Consider the following 18,509-nt stretch of genomic DNA (forward strand, 5'->3'; position numbering starts at 1 on the left):
GAGGCATGAATCGCATCGTTTCCTTCTTCAAAAGCCTGCTGCTCATCGAGCTGCTGCGTGGCATGGGATTGACGCTCAAGTACGCGTTCAAGACCAAGTACACGATCATGTACCCGATGGAGAAGACGCCGCAGTCGCCGCGCTTCCGCGGTATCCACGCGCTGCGCCGGTATCCCAACGGCGAGGAGCGCTGCATCGCCTGCAAGCTGTGCGAGGCGGTGTGCCCGGCGCTGGCGATCACGATCGACTCGGAGAAGCGCGAGGACGGCAGCCGTCGCACCACGCGTTACGACATCGACCTGTTCAAGTGCATCTATTGCGGCTTCTGCGAGGAGTCGTGCCCGGTGGACTCGATCGTGGAGACCCATATCCACGAGTACCACTTCGACCAGCGCGGACAGAACATCGTCACCAAGCCGCAGCTGCTGGCAATCGGCGACCGTCTCGAAGCCGAGATCGCCGAACGTCGCGCCGCCGACGCACCCTTCCGCTGAGTGCCGATCATGGATTTCGTTTTCATTGCTTTCTTGGCGTTTTCGATCGTCGCGGTCGCCGCCGCCATCTCCGTCATCAGTGTGCGCAACCCGGTGCATTCGGCGTTGTCGCTGGTGCTGACGTTCTTCTCGGTCGCCTGCGTGTGGATCGTCGGCGGGGCCGAGTTCCTCGGTGTGGCGCTGGTGGTGATCTACGTCGGCGCGGTGATGGTGCTGTTCCTGTTCGTGGTGATGATGCTGGACATCGACATCGTCGGGCTGCGTGAGGGGTACGTGCGCTTCCTGCCGGTCGGCCTGGTGGTCGCGGCGGTGATGCTGGTCGAGATGCTGATGCTGATCGGTGCCCGCGCGCAGATGCAGACACCGTTCCCGGTGGACGGCGCGACCGCGGCGAACGTGGGCAATACCGAGTGGGTGGCACATGCGCTGTTCACCCGCTTCCTGCTGCCGTTCGAGACCGCGGCGGTGATCCTGACCATCGCGGTGATCGCGGCGGTCACGCTGACCCTGCGTCCGATCCGCGAGGGTGGCAAGAAGCAGAACCCTGGCGACCAGGTGCGCGTGCGGGTCGCCGATCGCCTGCGCATGGTCAAGATGGACGCGTCGACGCCGGCACCGCTGCGTGACAGCGCCGGCGATGCCAACCCGGAGGAGGGCAAGTGATGGACGTGGTTGCTTCCGGACTGGCCCTGGGCCACTTCCTCGCCCTGGGTGCGGTGCTGTTCTGCATCTCCGTTGCGGGCATTTTCATCAACCGCAAGAACGTGATCGTGCTGCTGATGTGCATCGAGCTGATGCTGCTGTCGGTCAACGTCAATTTCGTGGGGTTCTCGCGTCAACTCGGCGATCCGTCCGGTCAGGTGTTCGTGTTCTTCATCCTGACCGTGGCCGCGGCCGAGGCCGCCATCGGCCTGGCGATCCTCGTCACGCTGTTCCGCAACCGGCGCACGATCAACGTCGCCGAAATCGATCTGATGAAGGGCTGATCCGATGTCGGGTATGGAATTCGTCGTTTCCAAGACGGCGCTGCTTGCCATCGTGCTTGCACCACTGGTCGGCACGATTGTTGCCGGCTTTTTCGGTCGCCGGATCGGTCGGGCCGGTGCGCACAGCGTCACCATCCTGGGCGTGGCCATCAGCTGCGCGCTGTCGGGGTGGGTGCTGTGGCAACTGGTGGGGCAGGGTGCGGCGCCGTTCAACGAGAACATCTACACCTGGTTCAAGGTCGGCGGGTTCGAGGCGCACATCGGCTTCATGGTCGACAAGCTGACCGCGATGATGATGGTGGTCGTCACCTTCGTATCGCTGCTGGTGCACCTCTACAGCATCGGCTACATGGCCGATGACGACGGCTACCAGCGCTTCTTCAGCTATATCAGCCTGTTCACGTTCGCCATGCTGATGCTGGTGATGAGCAACAACTTCCTGCAGCTGTTCTTCGGCTGGGAAGGCGTGGGTCTGGTGTCGTACCTGCTGATCGGCTTCTGGTTCAAGCGTCCGACCGCGGTGTTCGCCAACTTCAAGGCGTTCATGGTGAACCGGGTCGGCGACTTCGGATTCATCCTCGGCATCGCCGCGGTGGTGTGGTGGTTCGGCTCGCTGGATTACGCGACCGTGTTCGCCAATGCGCCCAGCCTGGCCGGGGAGAAGGTCTCGATCCTGGCAGGCCACGAATGGTCGGTCGCCACGGTGATCTGCATCTTCCTGTTCATCGGCGCGATGGGCAAATCGGCCCAGGTGCCGCTGCACGTGTGGCTGCCGGACTCGATGGAAGGCCCGACCCCGATCTCGGCGTTGATCCACGCGGCCACGATGGTGACTGCGGGCATCTTCATGGTCGCGCGCATGTCGCCGCTGTTCGAGTTTTCCGAAACCGCGCTGCAGTTCGTGCTGTTCATCGGTGCGACCACGGCGTTTTTCACCGGCCTGATCGGCATGGTGCAGAACGACATCAAGCGGGTGGTGGCGTATTCGACCCTGTCGCAGCTGGGTTACATGACGGTCGCACTGGGCGTGTCGGCCTACAGCGCGGCGGTGTTCCACCTGATGACCCATGCGTTCTTCAAGGCGCTGCTGTTCCTGGCGGCCGGCTCGGTGATCATCGGCATGCACCACGTGCAGGACATGCGCCAGATGGGCGGCCTGCGGAAGTACATGCCGGTCACTTACTGGACGATGTTGATCGGTACGCTGGCGCTGGTCGGCACGCCGTTCTTCAGCGGCTTCTATTCCAAGGACACGATCATCGAGGCGGCGCACCACGCCAGTCTGGAAGGCGGCTGGATCGCCCAGTACGCCTACTGGGCCGTGCTGCTGGGTGCGTTCGTGACCGCGTTCTACAGCTTCCGCCTGCTGTACCTGACCTTCCACGGAAAGGAGCGTTTCCGCGACGCGCCGCATGCGGGCGGTCACGACGATCACGGCCAGGAAGGTGGCCACGAACCGCACGAACCGCATGAGTCGCCGTGGACGGTGACCGTACCGCTGGTGCTGCTGGCGATCCCGTCGATACTGATCGGCTTCTTCACCGCCGGCCCGATGTTGTTCGGCACCAACTGGAGCGGCGAGATCGACCAGCTGCCGTTCTTCCTCGGTGCGATCGATGTGGTGGCAGCCCGCGACGTGGTGGCGGCGCTGGCGAAGGATGTCTGGCACGGTCCGGTCGCGTTCGCACTGCACGGGTTCAAGGCGCCGACGTTCTGGCTGGCCTTCGCTGGCTTCGTGGTGGCTACGGTGATGTATCTGTGGAAGCCCGAACTGCCGGCCAAGGCGCGCCGTGTGTTCGCCTGGCCGATCCGCGTGCTCGAGGACAAGTACGGCTTCGACGCACTGTGGATCGGGGGACTGGCCGGAGGCAGCGTCAAGCTCGGCCAGGCTTCGCGGGTAATCGACAGCCAGGTGATCGATGGTGCCGCCGTCAACGGCAGTGTCCGTGTGGTCGAGCTGATCGCCAACCTGAGCCGCCGGATCCAGTCCGGCTACCTGTACCACTACGCCTTTGTGATGATTCTCGGCCTGATCGTGTTGCTGGCCGCGCTCATCCGTAACCTGATCTGACAAGGACCGCGACGTGACCCCTGAGCCCTTACAGAGCGCGCTTCCCTTGCTGAGCCTGCTTGTCTGGCTGCCGATTGTCGGCGGCCTGTTCACCCTCGCTTTCGGCAACGAGCGCGCCAACGCCGCGCGCTGGTTCGCCACCGGCGTGGCGACCGTGACCTTTGCGCTCAGCGTGCTGTTGTTCACCGGATTCGATTTCGGCACCGCGGCGATGCAGTTCGTCGAGGACAAGCCGTGGATCCCGGCGTTCGACATCCGCTACCACCTCGGCGTGGACGGTTTTTCCGTACCGCTGATCGGATTGACCACGCTGACCTCGGCACTGGTGCTGGTCGGTGCCTGGAGCGTGGACAAGCGCGTCAGCCAGTACTACGCATCGTTCCTGATCCTCGAAGGACTGATGATCGGCGTGTTCTGCGCGCTCGACTCGATGCTGTTCTACGTGTTCTTCGAGTGCATGCTGATCCCGATGTTCATCATCATCGGTGTCTGGGGTGGCCCGCGCCGGGTCTATGCCGCGCTCAAGTTCTTCCTGTACACGTTCCTCGGATCGGTGTTCATGCTGATCGCGCTGATCTACCTGTACATGAAGGGTGGCAGCTGGCAGATCGCCGACATGGTGCAGCTGTCGCTGACCGCGACCGAGCAGACCTGGATCTTCTTTGGATTCCTGCTCGGGTTCGCGATCAAGATCCCGATGTTCCCGGTGCACACCTGGTTGCCGGATGCCCACGTCGAGGCACCGACCGCGGGCTCGGTGATCCTGGCCGCGATCATGCTGAAGATCGGCGGGTACGGTTTCCTGCGCTTTGCGTTGCCGATCGTTCCCGACGCCGGCGCCGAATGGGCCTGGCTGCTGATCGCGCTGAGCCTGATCGCGGTGGTGTACGTGGGACTGGTCGCGCTGGTCCAGGACGACATGAAGCGGCTGATCGCGTATTCCTCGGTCGCGCACATGGGCTTCGTGACCCTCGGCACGTTCATTGCTTTCGGCCTGGTGCGCGACTACGGCAACCTGGACGCCGCGCGGCTCGGCCTGCAGGGCGCGATGGTGCAGATGGTCAGCCACGGCTTCATTTCCGCAGCGTTGTTCACCAGCATCGGCGTGCTGTACGACCGCCTGCATACGCGCCGGATCAAGGATTACGGCGGCGTGGCGAACCTGATGCCGGTCTTTGCGGTGTTCTACGTGCTGTTCGCGATGGCCAACTCCGGCCTGCCGGGCACCTCGGGCTTCGTCGGCGAGTTCATGGTCATCCTGGCCAGCTTCCAGAAGCACCCGCTGATCGCGCTGGTGGCCGCGGTGACCCTGATCATCAGCGCCGGTTACAGCCTGTGGCTGGTCAAGCGCGTGTTGTGGGGGCCGGTGGGCAACGCCAAGGTGGCGGCGATGAAGGACCTGGATGGCCGCGAGCTTTTCGTGCTCGGCGTGTTCGCCGTCGGCACGCTGTTGCTGGGCGTGTGGCCGAAACCGCTGACCGACATGATGGAGCCCACGATCGCAAACCTCGCGATGCAGATCGCCGCTTCCAAGCTGTAACCCTGTTCAGAGTCATGCGGTTCCGATTCATCCGGTTCCGATTCATCCAAGTTGCATTGCACGTCCAGTCGGCCATGCGCGCCATCGGCGCCCGACCTATCAGAGATTGCCAATGATCCACGTACGTTCCGCCGCTGAGTTGCTGCCGCTGTTGCCAGAACTGGTATTGGTCGGTGGTGCGTTCGCGCTGCTGATGCTCGACCTGTTTCTGACCAATCAGCGGCGTGTCGCCATCCACGTGCTGTCCATCGCATTGCTGCTGGCGACGACGGCCCTGCTTGCCTGCGGCGTGGGCGGCCACGGGGTCGTGTTCAGCGGGATGTTCGTGCGCGACACCCTGGCCGACGTGCTGAAGATCGGTATCGGCCTGGCCACGGCGTTGTCGATGGTCTACCTGTGGCCGTTCATGCGCGAGCGGGGGCTGTACAAGGGCGAGATGTCGGTGCTGATGCTGTTTGCGGCACTGGGCATGATGCTGCTGGTGTCGGCCGGCAATCTGGTGATGATCTACATCGGGCTGGAGATGCTCGCGCTGTGCTCCTACGCGCTGGTGGCGATCGACCGCGACAACTCGATGGCGTCGGAGGCGGGCATCAAGTATTTCGTGCTGGGTTCGCTGGCATCGGGTCTGTTGCTGTACGGCCTGTCGCTGATCTACGGCGCCACCGGCACGCTGGATCTCAGTGCGATCGCGCTGGCGGCACAGACCACGCCGTCCTACACGATGCTGGTGACCGGCGTGGTGTTCGCGGTCGCAGGCATCGGCTTCAAGTTCGGTGCCGCGCCGTTCCACATGTGGCTGCCGGACGTGTATCACGGCGCCCCGACGCCGATCACCCTGTTCATCGGTTCCGCGCCCAAGCTGGCCGCGTTCGGCATGACCTTCCGCCTGCTCGAGCAAGGTGTGGGACCGGTCGATGACCATTGGCGGATCATGTTGGCCGCGTTGGCGGTGCTGTCGCTGGCGCTCGGCAACCTGGGCGCGATCATGCAGGGCAACCTGAAACGGATGCTCGCGTATTCCACCATCTCGCACGTCGGCTTCCTGCTGATGGGTTTCGCGGGTGCCGGGCCTGGTGGGTTTGCCGCCGCGATGTTCTACGCGATCAGCTACGCCCTGATGGCCACGGCGGCGTTTGGCGCGATCGTGGTGTTGTCCAGCCGCGGCTTCGAGGCCGACGAGATCGTGGACTACAAGGGCCTGAATGCACGCGATCCATGGATGGCCGGGATGATCCTGCTGGCGATGTTCTCGCTGGCGGGCATTCCGCCGTTCATCGGGTTCTGGGCCAAGCTCGCCGTGCTGCAGGCCGCGGTCCAGGGTGACATGCTGTGGCTGGCGATCGTCGGCATCGTGTTTGCCGTGGTGGGCGCGTTCTATTACCTGCGCGTGGTCAAGGCGATGTATTTCGACGAGCCGGTCGGTGAGATGCCGCCGCCGTCGCAGAACCGTCCGCTGCGGGTCGTGTTCGGGGTGAATGCGTTGGCGCTGCTGGCGCTCGGCCTCGTCTGGAGCCCGATCATGGAATGGTGCCAGCGCTCTTTCGGCATCTGAATTGCCGCAGAAGCTGCGCTCTGAGCGGGCGTATTGCTGGCAGGGCACGAACGACGTTGCGTATCCGCAGCCGCATCGGGTATGCTTCGCGGCCCGCAAGGGGAGGAGCCCGGTCCGGCTCCCGGATGTAGGCGGCGCGCCAGCGCGCCGTGCGATGAAAAGCTCGAAAGGGCTTGCGAAGTTCAAAGTCCGCCGCTACTATGGGCGGCCTGATGCGGGGTGGAGCAGTCTGGCAGCTCGTCGGGCTCATAACCCGAAGGTCGCAGGTTCAAATCCTGCCCCCGCTACCAGCTTCAGATCGGGATCGCGTTGTAATGGCGGTCCACGGAGAGCCTCGATATGAGGCTTTCTTTTTTAGATCGGCAGCTCGGGCTTTGGTGATGCGCTCTGCTCGCGTGTCACACCGACATCCAGTGGTACGGACAAGGGGCCCTTCGGGTCCTTTGTTGTTTTTACCGGATGGATTTTCCGGGTCGGGTCGACCAGGCCGGTTCCGTCAAGGCCGCGGTATCCAAGCCGGGCTTGTCGGACGAAAGTTCACCGGGCCGGCTTGCCGGGTTGACCCGCCGAATCGATGCGCCAGTCGCCAATCGCAGGAGTAAGCAACGCGTGACGGACAAAGCGGCCGAAATTGCCCAGATGCTGGCGCCCACCGTGGCGTCGCTGGGCGTCGAGTTGTTGGGTATCGAGTACCTCCCGTCGCCGGGCGGCGCGGTGGTGCGGTTGTATATCGACGTGCCGGCAAGCGAGTTGACTGCGACCGGTGATGATGGGTTGCCACCCGCGGTGTCGATCGAGGACTGCGAGGCCGTCAGCCGGGAAGTCTCGGCCCAGCTCGATGTCGAGGACCCCATCAGCGGCAATTACACGCTTGAGGTTTCGTCCCCGGGCCTGGACCGTCCCCTGTTCACACAGGCGCATTTCAGCCGGTTCCTCGGCGAGACCGCCAAGGTCACTTTGCGGTTGCCGCAGGACGGTCGGCGGCGCCTGACCGGAGTGATCGCGCAAGTCGCGGACGATGGCATAACCTTCCTGGTCGACGACGTGCAGTTCATGGTCGCGCTGGACAATATCGACAAGGCGCGGCTGGTTCCGGACTGGGCCGCGCTGGGGCTGGCCCCCGCCAAGCCCGGCGCGAAGCCGGGCCCGCGCAAGAATCCAACCAACAAACCAACCAACAAGCCGGCGGCGGCCAAGCCGACCTCGGCGGAGTAACGAGATGAGCAAGGAACTGTTGCTGGTCGTTGATGCGGTAGCCAATGAAAAAGGCGTTCCGGAATCGGTGATCCTCGAGGCCATCGAGGCCGCACTGGCATCGGCCGCGAAGAAGCGCTACCAGGACGAAGACGTGCTGGTCCGGGTCAAGATCAATCCCGAGGACGGCAGCTACGAGACCTTCCGCCGGATGGAAGTGGTCGCCGACGACGTGGTGATGGAATCGCCGGACCGCCAGATCCGTCTGATGGATGCCGTCGACGAAGTCGAGGGCGTCGAGGTCGGCGATTACATCGACGAGCAGATCGACAACCCGGAATTCGGCCGCATTGCCGCCCAGGCCGCCAAGCAGGTGATCGTGCAGCGTGTGCGCGAAGCCGAGCGTGCGCAGGTGGTCGATGCCTGGAAGGACCGCGTCGGCGAGCTGGTCACCGGCATCGTCAAGCGCGTGGAGCGCGGCAACATCTATGTCGACCTGGGCGGCAACGCCGAGGCGATCATTCCGAAGGACAAGGGCATTCCGCGCGACGTGCTGCGCGCCGGCGACCGTGTCCGCGGTTACCTGTACGACGTCCGCACCGAGCCGCGTGGGCCGCAGCTGTTCATCAGCCGCGCCGCCCCGGAATTCATGATGGAACTGTTCAAGCTCGAGGTGCCGGAAGTCGGCCAGGGGCTGGTGTCGATCATGGGTTGCGCGCGTGATCCGGGCGACCGCGCCAAGATCGCGGTGCTCGCGCACGACAACCGCACCGATCCGATCGGTGCCTGCATCGGCATGCGCGGTTCGCGCGTGCAGGCGGTGACCAACGAGCTCAACGGCGAGCGCGTCGACATCGTGCTGTGGTCGGACAATCCGGCCCAGTTCGTGATCAACGCGATGGCGCCGGCCGAGGTGCAGTCGATCATCGTCGATGAGGACAAGCACTCGATGGACCTGGCGGTCGCGGAAGACCGTCTGGCCCAGGCGATCGGCAAGGGCGGCCAGAACGTGCGCCTGGCCAGCCGCCTGGCCGGTTGGCAGCTGAACGTGATGACCCAGGACCAGGTGACGGAGAAGTCCGAAGCCGAGCAGGCGGTCGCGCGCCAGTTGTTCCAGAGCAAGCTGGAGGTCGACGAGGAAATCGCCACCATCCTGGTGACCGAGGGCTTCAGCACGGTCGAGGAAATCGCCTACGTTCCCGTTGGCGAACTGCTCGCGGTGGAAGGGTTCGACGAGGACATTGTCGAGGAGTTGCGCGCCCGCGCCCGCGATGCCCTGCTCAACGAGGCGCTGGCCGCCGAAGAGGAGCTGGTCGAGCAGCACCCCGCCGAAGACCTGTTGACGCTGGAAGGCATGGACGAGGATCTGGCCTTCGCGCTGGCGTCCCGTGGCGTGATTTCGCGCGACGACCTGGCCGATCTGGCCACCGACGAGCTGACCGATCTGGAAGGTGTCGACGAAGCACGTGCCGCCGCGCTGATCATGGAAGCGCGCAAGCACTGGTTCGAGTAAGACGGTCAGGGTTTTGAACGGGCTCACACAGCCCAGCCGCTAGAATGCAACATCACGCACGGGCACAGGTCCGTGCCACAGGACACGGAAACCGAATGTCGCAGCAAACCACCATCCGCAAGTTGGCCCAACTGGTGAATACGCCGGTCGAGAAGTTGCTGGAGCAGTTGGCCGAGGCCGGTATGCCCTTCAGTGGCCCCGATCAGGCCGTCACCAGTACCGAGAAGGTGAAACTGCTCGGCTTCCTGCGTCGCACCCATGGCAAGGCCGAAGCACCGTCGGCCGCCGGTGCGCCCCGGAAAATCACCCTCAACCGCAGCCGCAAGCAGGAACTCACGGTAGGCGGCGGCAAGAGCCGCGCGACCGTCGATGTCGTGGTGCGCAAGAAGGTCACCGTGGTTCGTCCGGACGGCGATCACGCCGAACCGACCGACGAGCGCGCCGAAATCCTGCGCAAGCTGGAGGAGTCCAGGCAGCGCAACCTGGCCGAGCAGAAGATGCTGGCGGAAGCCGACAAGCGACGCGCCGAGGAAGCAGAGCGGATCAAGCGCGAGGCCGAAGAAGCCGAGCGTCGCAAGGCCGAAGAGGCGATTGCTGCCAAGACGGCGCCGGCCGTCCCGGTCGTCGCCGATGACGGCGTGGTTGTACCGCCGAAGGCGGCACCCGCAACGCACGGCCACGGCCATCCCAAGCCGGCGGCCCCGCGTGCGGATGATCGTGCCGCCGCTCCGCGGCACAAGACGCGCGGCTCCAACGCGATCACGGCCGGTGCCGACGACGATGACCGCAACAAGCGTTTTGCCGGCCAGATGCACCTCAGTGCCTCCGACCGCGCGCGTCGCACGACCAGCGTCCGCAGCCGCGCCAAGCCGCGCCGCCAGAGCGACCAGTCGCGTACCGGCACCGGCTTCACCCGTCCGACCGCGCCGATCGTGCGCGATGTCGCGATCGGCGAGACGATCACCGTTGCCGACCTCGCCCAGAAGATGTCGCTGAAGGGCGGCGAGGTGGTCAAGGCGCTGTTCAAGATGGGCGTGATGGCCACCATCACCCAGAGCATCGACCACGACACCGCGGCGCTGGTGACCGAGGAGCTGGGCCACAACGTGGTCCGTGCCGATGCGGCCGACGTCGAGAACGTGCTGCTGGCGCACGTCGAGAACCTCGACGCCGAGAAGGTGGTCCGTCCGCCGGTCGTGACCATCATGGGTCACGTCGATCACGGCAAGACGTCGCTGCTCGATTACATCCGGCGCACCAAGATCGCCACCGGCGAGGCCGGCGGCATCACCCAGCATATCGGCGCCTACCACGTCGAGACCGACAAGGGCGTCATCAGCTTCCTTGATACCCCGGGCCACGCCGCGTTCTCCTCGATGCGTGCGCGCGGTGCCAAGCTCACCGACATCGTGGTGCTGGTCGTGGCTGCCGACGATGGCGTCAAGCCGCAGACCATCGAAGCGGTGCAGCATGCCCGCGCCGCCGGTGTGCCGTTGATCGTGGCGATCAACAAGGTCGACAAGCCGTCCGCAGATCCGCTGCGGGTCAAGAACGAGTTGCTTGAGCAGCAGGTCGTGGCCGAAGAGTTCGGTGGCGAAACCCAGTTCGTGGAGTTGTCCGCCAAGACCGGCCAGAACATCGACGGCCTGCTGGATGCGATTTCACTGCAGGCCGAGTTCCTGGAGTTGCGTGCGGTCGCCGATGGTCGCGCCAACGGTGTGGTGATCGAGTCCGCGCTCGACAAGGGCCGTGGTCCGGTGGCCACCGTGCTGGTCCAGCAGGGCGAGTTGAAGAAGGGCGATTACCTGGTGTGCGGCGTGCAGTACGGCCGCGTGCGGGCGCTGTTCGACGAGACCGGTTCGCAGGTCGAATCCGCAGGTCCCTCGATCCCGGTACAGGTGCTTGGCCTGTCGGGCGTGCCCGATGCCGGCGACGACTTCGTCGTGGTCGAGGACGAGCGCCTGGCCAAGGACGTGGCCGAACAGCGTGATGCCCAGCGTCGCGAGTCGCGCCTGGTCGCCCAGGGCGGCAACCGGATGGAGGACATCATGGCCCAGCTGGGCCAGGGCGGAGACCAGCTCAGCCTGCCGCTGATCATCAAGGCCGACGTGCAGGGCTCGGTGCAGGCCCTGCGCGAGGCGCTGACGGCGTTGTCCACCAACGAGATCCGCATCAACGTGATCGGCTCCGGCGTCGGCGGCATCAACGAGTCCGATGCGCAACTGGCATCGACCTCCAAGGCCACGATCATCGGCTTCAACGTCCGCGCCGACGCGTCCGCCCGCAAGGTCATCGAGACCAACGGCGTGGACCTGCGTTACTTCTCGATCATCTATGACGTGATCGACCAGGTGAAGCAGGTGGCGTCTGGCATCCTGGGCGTGGAGATCCGCGAAGAGATCATCGGCAACGCCGAGGTCCGCGACGTGTTCCGCAGCTCCAAGTTCGGTGCCGTCGCCGGCTGCATGGTGGTGGAGGGCGTGGTCAAGCGGAACAAGCCGATCCGCGTGCTGCGCGACAGCGTGGTGATCTTCGAGGGCGAACTGGAATCGCTGCGACGCTTCAAGGAGAACGTCGACGAGGTCCGCAACGGCACCGAGTGCGGCATCGGCGTGAAGCAGTACAACGACGTCAAGCCGGGCGACATGATCGAGTGCTTCGAGCGCATCGAAGTGCAGCGCACGCTGTGATGGCATGAAGACCTTCCATCGCACCGACCGCGTTTCCGCCCAGCTCCGCCGCGAGCTGGGCACCCTCGTGCACGTCGCCGTGCGCGAGCATGGCCTGCCGTCGATCAGCGTCTCCGATGTCGAGGTCACCCGCGATCTGGCCCACGCCAAGGTATTCGTGACGGCGTTGCAGCCGGAACGTGCAGAGGAGGCGATGAAGGGGCTGAAGGAACTGACCCGGCCATTGCGCTTCGAGCTCGGCAAGGCGATGCAGTTGCGCCACGTTCCCGAGCTGCATTTCCACTACGACGATTCGGTCGACCGTGGCGAGCGCATCGAAGCCCTGTTGCGCGAGAATCCGCCTGCACCCGATGACGAGCAAGCCTGATTCGCGCTTCCTGCCTGTAGTTGCAGGAGCGGCTTCAGTCGCGATCGGAAATCGTTCGCCCGTGCCGACTCCAGATCGCGGCTGAAGCCGCCCCTGCAAAAGCGCTCGACATTCGCCACGCCTTCGCCAATCGCGAGCGTCCCGATAGTCACGAGCGACTCCACGCGATGACCAGACGATCCCGTACCCAGTTCCGCGCCCTTGATGGCCTGCTGTTGCTGGACAAGCCGAGCGGCCTGAGCTCCAACCAGGCCCTGCAGCAGGCGCGCCACCTGTTCCGCGCCCGCAAGGCCGGCCACACCGGCAGCCTCGATCCGCTCGCCACCGGCCTGCTGCCGATCTGCTTCGGCGAAGCGACCAAGATCGCCGGCCTTCTTCTAGGGTCACGCAAGGCCTACCAGACCACCGCGGTACTGGGCGCCACGACCGACACGGACGATGCCGACGGCGTGATCCTGCAGCAACGCCCGGTTCCGGCCCTGACGGATGCGGACATCGAGGCGGCGCTCGCGCCCCTGCGCGGCGATATCCGCCAACGCGCACCGATCTATTCCGCGCTCAAGCAGGGCGGGGAGCCGCTGTATGCCAAGGCCCGCCGTGGCGAGGTTATCGACGCGCCCGTGCGCGATGTCTCCGTGCACAGTCTCGAGTTGATCGACCGCGACGGCCCGCGTCTGCGCCTGGCTATCGAATGCGGCTCCGGCACCTACGTGCGCAGTCTGGTCCGCGATCTGGGCGAATCTCTGGGCTGCGGTGCCCACGTTGAAGTCCTGCACCGCTCGTGGGTGGAGCCGTTCATCGCCCCCCGGATGTATTCCCTCGAGGCCCTGCAGGCGCTTGCCGAGCAAGGCGAATCGGCGCTGGATGCCTGCCTGTTGCCGATCGAGGCGGGACTGGTCGACTACCCGCAAGTGGTTCTGGATCCGGCCCAGGCCCTCTCGCTGGGGCACGGCCAGCCTCAGCGACCGGAAGCCATGCCGGCCGCGCCGGCCACCGTCGCCATCCACGACCAGACCGGTCGTGTGCTGGGCCTGGGCCGGACCGACGACGCCGGTTGGGTGCATCCGCAACGCCTGTTCGCCTGGGCGACGCCGGCCGTGAACTGATCGCCGGTCTCGACCCGCCTTGTTGTCACCGGTGCGGGAAGCTACAATTCCCGGGCTTTTTCAAGCAATCCGACGTTTCACCAAAACCATCCAATCCAGCGGCGGACCATGTGGTGCGCCGATACCGCTTTTCCCGGTGTCGGCAGCGTTCTGCGGGTCGCGCGTCTACGAGGCAATACCATGTCCATCGATACCCAGAAAGTCATTGAAGAAAACAAGCGTGGCGACAACGACACCGGCTCGCCGGAAGTCCAGGTCGCGCTGCTGACCGCGCGCATCGAGCTGCTCCAGGGCCACTTCAAGGAGCACAAGCAGGATCACCACAGCCGCCGCGGACTGCTGATGATGGTCAACCGTCGCCGCAGCCTGCTCGACTACCTGCACCGCAAGGATGCCGCGCGTTACAGGGCGTTGATCGCGAAGCTCGGCCTGCGTCGCTGAACCCGTTCCCGACCGCGGCGCTTTCATGCGCCGCGGTTCGTTTTCGAAGTTGAAAGACTGCGGTCGTTTCAACACCAGGTCGCGAGCCGGCGACCGACCGGGCAAGGCAAGGGCCATGACCGGATCGCACAGCACCGATAGGAAACCAACGTGTCAAAAATCACCAAGACCTTCCAGTACGGCAATCACCAGGTCACTCTGGAAACCGGCGAAATCGCCCGCCAGGCCGGCGGTGCGGTCATCGTCCGCATCGAGGACACCGTGCTGCTGGTCAGCGCCGTCGCCAACAAGACCGCGCGCGAGGGTCAGGATTTCTTCCCGCTGACCGTCGACTACCAGGAGAAGTTCTACGCTGGCGGCCGCATCCCGGGTGGCTTCTTCAAGCGCGAGGGCCGGCAGACCGAGAAGGAAACCCTGATTTCCCGCCTGATCGACCGTCCGATCCGCCCGCTGTTCCCGGACGGCTTCCGCAACGAAGTCCAGATCATCGCCACCGTGATGTCGATGAACCCGGAAATCGACGGTGACATCCCCGCACTGCTGGGCGCGTCCGCCGCGCTGGCGCTGTCGGGCGCACCGTTCGACGGCCCGATCGGTGCCGCCAAGGTTGGTTACAAGGACGGCCAGTATCTGCTCAACCCGACCGTCAGCGAGCTGGAAGATTCCAAGCTGGAGCTGGTGGTTGCCGGTACCGCCGACGCGGTGCTGATGGTCGAATCGGAAGCCGATGTGCTGTCCGAGGACGTGATGCTCGGTGCGGTGATGTTCGGCCACCAGCAGATGCAGGTCGCGATCAACGCGATCAACGAACTGGTTGCCGAAGCCGGCAAGCCGAAGTGGGCCTGGTCCGCACCGGCCGCCGACGAGACGATGATTGCCGCGCTGAAGACCGCGCTGGGCGACCGTCTGGCCCAGGCGTTCGCGGTGCGCGACAAGCTGGAGCGCAGGGACGCCATCTCGGCGCTGAAGAAGGACGTGCTGGCCTCGCTGGCCGACCAGATCGAAGCCAACGGCTGGGATGCCGGTGAGGTGTCCAAGCAGTTCTCCGAGCTGGAATACAGCACCCTGCGCAGCACCGTGCTCGACACCAAGGTACGTATCGATGGCCGTGCGCCGGACACCGTGCGCGCTATCGCGTCGAAGGTCAGCATCCTGCCGCGCGTCCACGGCTCGGCGCTGTTCACCCGCGGCGAGACCCAGGCGATCGTCGCGGTCACGCTGGGCACCGCGCGCGATGGCCAGGTCATTGATGCCGTGGCCGGCGAGTACAAGGACCACTTCCTGTTCCACTACAACTTCCCTCCCTACTCGGTGGGCGAAGCGGGCCGCATGATGGGTCCGAAGCGTCGTGAGATCGGGCACGGCCGCCTTGCCAAGCGCGGCGTGCTGGCCGTGATGCCGACCATGGAAGCCTTCCCGTACACGATCCGCGTGGTCTCGGAGATCACCGAGTCCAACGGTTCCTCGTCGATGGCCTCGGTCTGCGGCAGCTCGCTGGCGCTGATGGATGCCGGCGTGCCGATCAAGGCACCGGTGGCGGGCATCGCGATGGGCCTGGTGAAGGAAGGCGACGATTACGTCGTGCTGTCCGATATCCTCGGTGACGAGGATCACCTGGGCGACATGGACTTCAAGGTGGCCGGCACCAGCGAGGGCATCTCCGCCCTGCAAATGGACATCAAGATCCAGGGCATCACCGAGGAGATCATGAAGACCGCACTGGCCCAGGCCAAGGCCGGTCGCCTGCACATCCTCGGCGAGATGGCCAACGCGATGACCGCCCCGCGTGGCGAGCTCAGCGAGTTCGCTCCGCGCCTGATCACGATCAAGATCCACCCCGACAAGATCCGCGAAGTGATCGGCAAGGGCGGTTCGGTGATCCAGGCGATCACCAAGGAAACCGGCACCCAGATCGACATCCAGGACGACGGCACGATCACGATTGCGTCCGTCAACGCGATTGCCGGCCAGGCCGCCAAGGACCGCATCGAGCAGATCACCTCCGACGTCGAGCCGGGCCGCATCTACGAAGGCAAGGTCGCCAAGATCATGGACTTCGGCGCGTTCGTCACCATCTCGCCCGGAAAGGACGGTCTGGTGCACGTCTCGCAGATCTCCAACGATCGCGTCGAGAAGGTCAGCGACGTGCTCAAGGAAGGCGACGTGGTCAAGGTCAAGGTGCTGGAAGTCGACAAGCAGGGCCGCATCCGCCTGTCGATGAAGGCCGTCGAGGAAGGTGAGGGCGCGTCGGCCGAGTAAGCCACGCAGCGTTTGCGGGAAACAGGAAAAGCGGGCTGCGGCCCGCTTTTTCTTTGCGCGGTTTCATGCGCGGAAGGTGTGTCGCCGCGCCTTCGCGTTCGCAAGTCCGGTCAGGCGCGCGGCGGGCGGCCGCTGAAGTGGTCCATCGAGGAATACACCCGGAAGACCTTGTCCGCCAGGAAGTCCCACGCCGGTTGCGGGAGCAGGCCCCGCACTGCGCCGCTGAGCCACACGGTCCATGGCAGCAGCACGCGAGCCTTGCCGCGCATCAGGGCCTGCCACGCCTTGTCCACGACGTACGCCGGCTCCATCAACGGGGTCAGCAAGGGCGCGCGTGCGCCCTGGAACATGCCGGTCGTGATGTAGCTGGGGATCAGGGTGGTGACCTTGACGTGCCCGTGCCCGGCGCGGACCAGTTCCAGCCGCAGCGAGTCGCTCCAGCCGATGACGGCCCATTTCGAGGCGGTGTAGACGCTCATCCTGGGGACCGCCAGCAGGCCGGAGGCGGAGGCGACATTGAGCAGGCGCGCCTGCCCGCGCCGGGCGATCATGGCGGGGAGGAATTCGCGGGCGATATGCATCGGCGCCAGCGTGTTGATGCTCATCACGAACGCGATATCGCGGGTGTGGTCGTGCTCCCAGAAAAGCTTGCTGCGCACCACGCCGGCATTGTTGATGACGATGTCCGGATCGCCCACCTCGGCGCGCACCCGTGCGGCGGCGGTGGTGATGTCGGCGACCGAGGCGACGTCCACGACATACGCATGCACGTGACTGGTTGCCGTGGCGATCTCGTTCCTGGTGGTTGCCAGTGCCGTGGCGTCGACGTCCCACAACACCACCGCGGCCGCGCATTCGGCGATCGCGCGCTCGGCATACAGCCGCCCCATGCCCATTGCGGCCCCGGTGACGAGGACGATTTTTCCTTCAGCTGTCTGCATGGATGACTCCCCGATGTCGGCCCCGATTATGGGCATGCGCGCCATGGACGGCGCATGGGTGTACGTGCCGGGGCGCTGACTGTTGCCGGGTTCGTTGCCCTGTGGCTACGCCGGATCGTGCAGCGGAGCGGAGTCGCGGCTGCCGAGGTGGCTGGTGAATCGACGGGAAGCGGACGCGGATTTCGTGTGTCTCCGGTACCCCACAGGGCGTACATTGCCGCTGGCAGATCTCCTCAGCGCAGCGTGGGCAGCCCGAACAGACGCTCGGCGTTGGCCGTAGTCGCCGCCGCGATTTCCGTAGCGGGCACATCGCGAAGCGCGGCGATCGTCTGCAGGATGCGGGGCAGGCGTGCGGGCTCGTTGCGCTGACCGCGGATGTGGGCGTCGGGTTGGTCGGGCGCGTCGGTTTCCAGCAGCAGCCATTCCAGCGGCATGGTCGCAGCCAACGTGCGCAGGCGGTTGGCGCGCCCGTAGGTGACCGGACCGCCAAGACCGAGCAGGAAGCCCTGCTGCCACAGGTTCTCGGCCTGTTGCCGGCTGCCGGAAAAACTGTGCACCACTCCGCGTAGTCCACCGACCTTGCGGATCGCGGCGATGACCGCATCCACCGCGCGACGGGCATGCACGATCACGGGAAGATCGAACTCCCGCGCCAGCACGAGCTGGGCGTTGAAGTACTGCAACTGGACTTCCGGATCGGCGTCGGGGACAAAGTAATCCAGCCCGCATTCGCCCACTGCCACGGGTCGTTCCCGCTCAATCCAGTGCGCCAGTTCGGTCAGCTGTGCGTCCCGGTGGGCCGCAAGGAAGGTCGGATGCAGGCCATAGGCCGGATGTAGTCCCTCCTCGCCGGTGCAGACGGTGCGCAATTTCGCCCATCGGTCGGCCGTGGTGGCCGGGACGATCTGGTGGACGACACCCGCCGCGCGTGCTCGCGCGATGACCGCCGGCCGGTCGTGGTCGAATTCGTCCGCGTCGAGATGGCAATGGGTATCGACCAAGGTATCGACCTGGGTGTCGACCAGCATCACCGGTTACGACCGCCGTTGTTCTGTGATGTCCCGTCGATGGTTTTGGGGCGGTCCTTCCATTGCGCCAGCAGCAGCGTGCCCAGACCCAGCAGGATCTCATCGATGAACGGCAGGGGATCGGGCACCAGTACGGAGATCAGGAACAGCGCGCCGGTGATCTTGAACAGCGTCGGATAGCGCAGCTTTCGCGCCCAGCCGAGCAAGGGCAACAGCAGGGGGTTGGCCATGGTTTTCTCGTGGATGACGTCATCGTGGATGAAGCAGATGGGTGTCGGTATGTAAGAGCGCGTATGAGAAGTGTGAAAATTTGATCAGCTGGTC

General features: G+C 65.0%; 16 protein-coding genes and 1 tRNA gene. 14 read left to right on the forward strand and 3 right to left on the reverse strand.

Annotated elements, in window-relative coordinates:
* Positions 1-5: 5 nt before the first annotated feature.
* From nuoI to pnp, 14 genes are all read left to right on the forward strand, one after another.
* Positions 6-494, forward strand: coding sequence for an NADH-quinone oxidoreductase subunit NuoI (gene nuoI, locus N792_RS05220; protein WP_036193189.1), 489 nt, complete (start codon positions 6-8; stop codon positions 492-494).
* A gap of 9 nt (positions 495-503) precedes the next feature.
* A complete protein-coding gene (locus N792_RS05225) occupies positions 504-1,157 on the forward strand; it encodes an NADH-quinone oxidoreductase subunit J (RefSeq protein WP_036193531.1) in 654 nt (217 codons plus the stop codon).
* Entirely contained in the window at positions 1,157-1,480 is a 324-nt protein-coding gene (gene nuoK, locus N792_RS05230; protein WP_036193190.1) for an NADH-quinone oxidoreductase subunit NuoK, read from the forward strand. The genes N792_RS05225 and nuoK overlap by 1 nt, the downstream gene beginning before the upstream one ends.
* A gap of 13 nt (positions 1,481-1,493) precedes the next feature.
* On the forward strand, positions 1,494-3,551 hold the full coding sequence (gene nuoL / locus N792_RS05235; RefSeq protein WP_036193191.1) for an NADH-quinone oxidoreductase subunit L: 2,058 nt from the start codon (positions 1,494-1,496) through the stop codon (positions 3,549-3,551).
* Positions 3,552-3,564: 13 nt separating this feature from the next.
* A complete protein-coding gene (locus N792_RS05240; RefSeq protein WP_052103508.1) occupies positions 3,565-5,091 on the forward strand; it encodes an NADH-quinone oxidoreductase subunit M in 1,527 nt (508 codons plus the stop codon).
* Positions 5,092-5,203: 112 nt separating this feature from the next.
* Entirely contained in the window at positions 5,204-6,646 is a 1,443-nt protein-coding gene (gene nuoN, locus N792_RS05245) for an NADH-quinone oxidoreductase subunit NuoN (RefSeq protein ID WP_036193194.1), read from the forward strand.
* Positions 6,647-6,859: 213 nt separating this feature from the next.
* Positions 6,860-6,936 (forward strand) — tRNA-Met (locus N792_RS05250).
* A gap of 319 nt (positions 6,937-7,255) precedes the next feature.
* Complete coding sequence (rimP, locus tag N792_RS05255) at positions 7,256-7,861, forward strand: ribosome maturation factor RimP (RefSeq protein ID WP_036193532.1); 606 nt, start codon at positions 7,256-7,258, stop codon at positions 7,859-7,861.
* Positions 7,862-7,865: 4 nt separating this feature from the next.
* Positions 7,866-9,353 carry a transcription termination factor NusA gene (gene nusA, locus N792_RS05260; RefSeq protein WP_036193195.1) on the forward strand — a complete coding sequence of 496 codons (1,488 nt, stop codon included), beginning with the start codon at positions 7,866-7,868 and terminating at the stop codon, positions 9,351-9,353.
* 95 nt (positions 9,354-9,448) lie between these two features.
* Complete coding sequence (gene infB / locus N792_RS05265; RefSeq protein WP_036193196.1) at positions 9,449-12,043, forward strand: translation initiation factor IF-2; 2,595 nt, start codon at positions 9,449-9,451, stop codon at positions 12,041-12,043.
* A 4-nt stretch (positions 12,044-12,047) separates the two neighbouring features.
* Complete coding sequence (gene rbfA, locus N792_RS05270; protein WP_036193197.1) at positions 12,048-12,410, forward strand: 30S ribosome-binding factor RbfA; 363 nt, start codon at positions 12,048-12,050, stop codon at positions 12,408-12,410.
* Between the two features lie 167 nt (positions 12,411-12,577).
* Positions 12,578-13,516 carry a tRNA pseudouridine(55) synthase TruB gene (gene truB, locus N792_RS05275; protein ID WP_036193198.1) on the forward strand — a complete coding sequence of 313 codons (939 nt, stop codon included), beginning with the start codon at positions 12,578-12,580 and terminating at the stop codon, positions 13,514-13,516.
* 180 nt (positions 13,517-13,696) lie between these two features.
* Positions 13,697-13,957: a 30S ribosomal protein S15 gene (gene rpsO / locus N792_RS05280; protein ID WP_036193200.1), complete on the forward strand. Its 261-nt coding sequence runs from the start codon at positions 13,697-13,699 to the stop codon at positions 13,955-13,957.
* Between the two features lie 150 nt (positions 13,958-14,107).
* Entirely contained in the window at positions 14,108-16,216 is a 2,109-nt protein-coding gene (gene pnp / locus N792_RS05285) for a polyribonucleotide nucleotidyltransferase (RefSeq protein WP_036193202.1), read from the forward strand.
* A 110-nt stretch (positions 16,217-16,326) separates the two neighbouring features.
* On the opposite strand, the gene N792_RS05290 is transcribed toward pnp, so the two are convergent.
* From N792_RS05290 to N792_RS05300, 3 genes are all read right to left on the reverse strand, one after another.
* Complete coding sequence (locus tag N792_RS05290) at positions 16,327-17,157, reverse strand: SDR family NAD(P)-dependent oxidoreductase (RefSeq protein WP_036193203.1); 831 nt, start codon at positions 17,155-17,157, stop codon at positions 16,327-16,329.
* Between the two features lie 233 nt (positions 17,158-17,390).
* Positions 17,391-18,185 (reverse strand): TatD family hydrolase, encoded by a 795-nt coding sequence (locus N792_RS05295; protein ID WP_156969302.1) that lies wholly within the window; start codon positions 18,183-18,185, stop codon positions 17,391-17,393.
* Positions 18,185-18,415, reverse strand: coding sequence for a DUF6116 family protein (locus tag N792_RS05300; RefSeq protein ID WP_052103509.1), 231 nt, complete (start codon positions 18,413-18,415; stop codon positions 18,185-18,187). Before N792_RS05300 ends, N792_RS05295 begins: the two co-directional genes overlap by 1 nt.
* Positions 18,416-18,509: the final 94 nt, after the last annotated feature.

Source organism: Lysobacter concretionis Ko07 = DSM 16239 (assembly GCF_000768345.1).
Classification (GTDB): Bacteria; Pseudomonadota; Gammaproteobacteria; order Xanthomonadales; family Xanthomonadaceae; genus Novilysobacter; species Novilysobacter concretionis.

Excerpts from the sequence above, each read along its gene's own strand:
- nuoI (WP_036193189.1), top strand. The coding sequence starts at position 6 with ATGAATCGCATCGTTTCCTTCTTCAAAAGCCTGCTGCTCATCGAGCTG.
- N792_RS05225 (WP_036193531.1), top strand. The coding sequence starts at position 504 with ATGGATTTCGTTTTCATTGCTTTCTTGGCGTTTTCGATCGTCGCGGTC.
- nuoK (WP_036193190.1), top strand. The coding sequence starts at position 1,157 with ATGGACGTGGTTGCTTCCGGACTGGCCCTGGGCCACTTCCTCGCCCTG.
- nuoL (WP_036193191.1), top strand. The coding sequence starts at position 1,494 with ATGGAATTCGTCGTTTCCAAGACGGCGCTGCTTGCCATCGTGCTTGCA.
- nuoN (WP_036193194.1), top strand. The coding sequence starts at position 5,204 with ATGATCCACGTACGTTCCGCCGCTGAGTTGCTGCCGCTGTTGCCAGAA.
- nusA (WP_036193195.1), top strand. The coding sequence starts at position 7,866 with ATGAGCAAGGAACTGTTGCTGGTCGTTGATGCGGTAGCCAATGAAAAA.
- infB (WP_036193196.1), top strand. The coding sequence starts at position 9,449 with ATGTCGCAGCAAACCACCATCCGCAAGTTGGCCCAACTGGTGAATACG.
- rbfA (WP_036193197.1), top strand. The coding sequence starts at position 12,048 with ATGAAGACCTTCCATCGCACCGACCGCGTTTCCGCCCAGCTCCGCCGC.
- truB (WP_036193198.1), top strand. The coding sequence starts at position 12,578 with ATGACCAGACGATCCCGTACCCAGTTCCGCGCCCTTGATGGCCTGCTG.
- rpsO (WP_036193200.1), top strand. The coding sequence starts at position 13,697 with ATGTCCATCGATACCCAGAAAGTCATTGAAGAAAACAAGCGTGGCGAC.
- N792_RS05290 (WP_036193203.1), bottom strand. The coding sequence starts at position 17,157 with ATGCAGACAGCTGAAGGAAAAATCGTCCTCGTCACCGGGGCCGCAATG.
- N792_RS05295 (WP_156969302.1), bottom strand. The coding sequence starts at position 18,185 with ATGCTGGTCGACACCCAGGTCGATACCTTGGTCGATACCCATTGCCAT.
- N792_RS05300 (WP_052103509.1), bottom strand. The coding sequence starts at position 18,415 with ATGGCCAACCCCCTGCTGTTGCCCTTGCTCGGCTGGGCGCGAAAGCTG.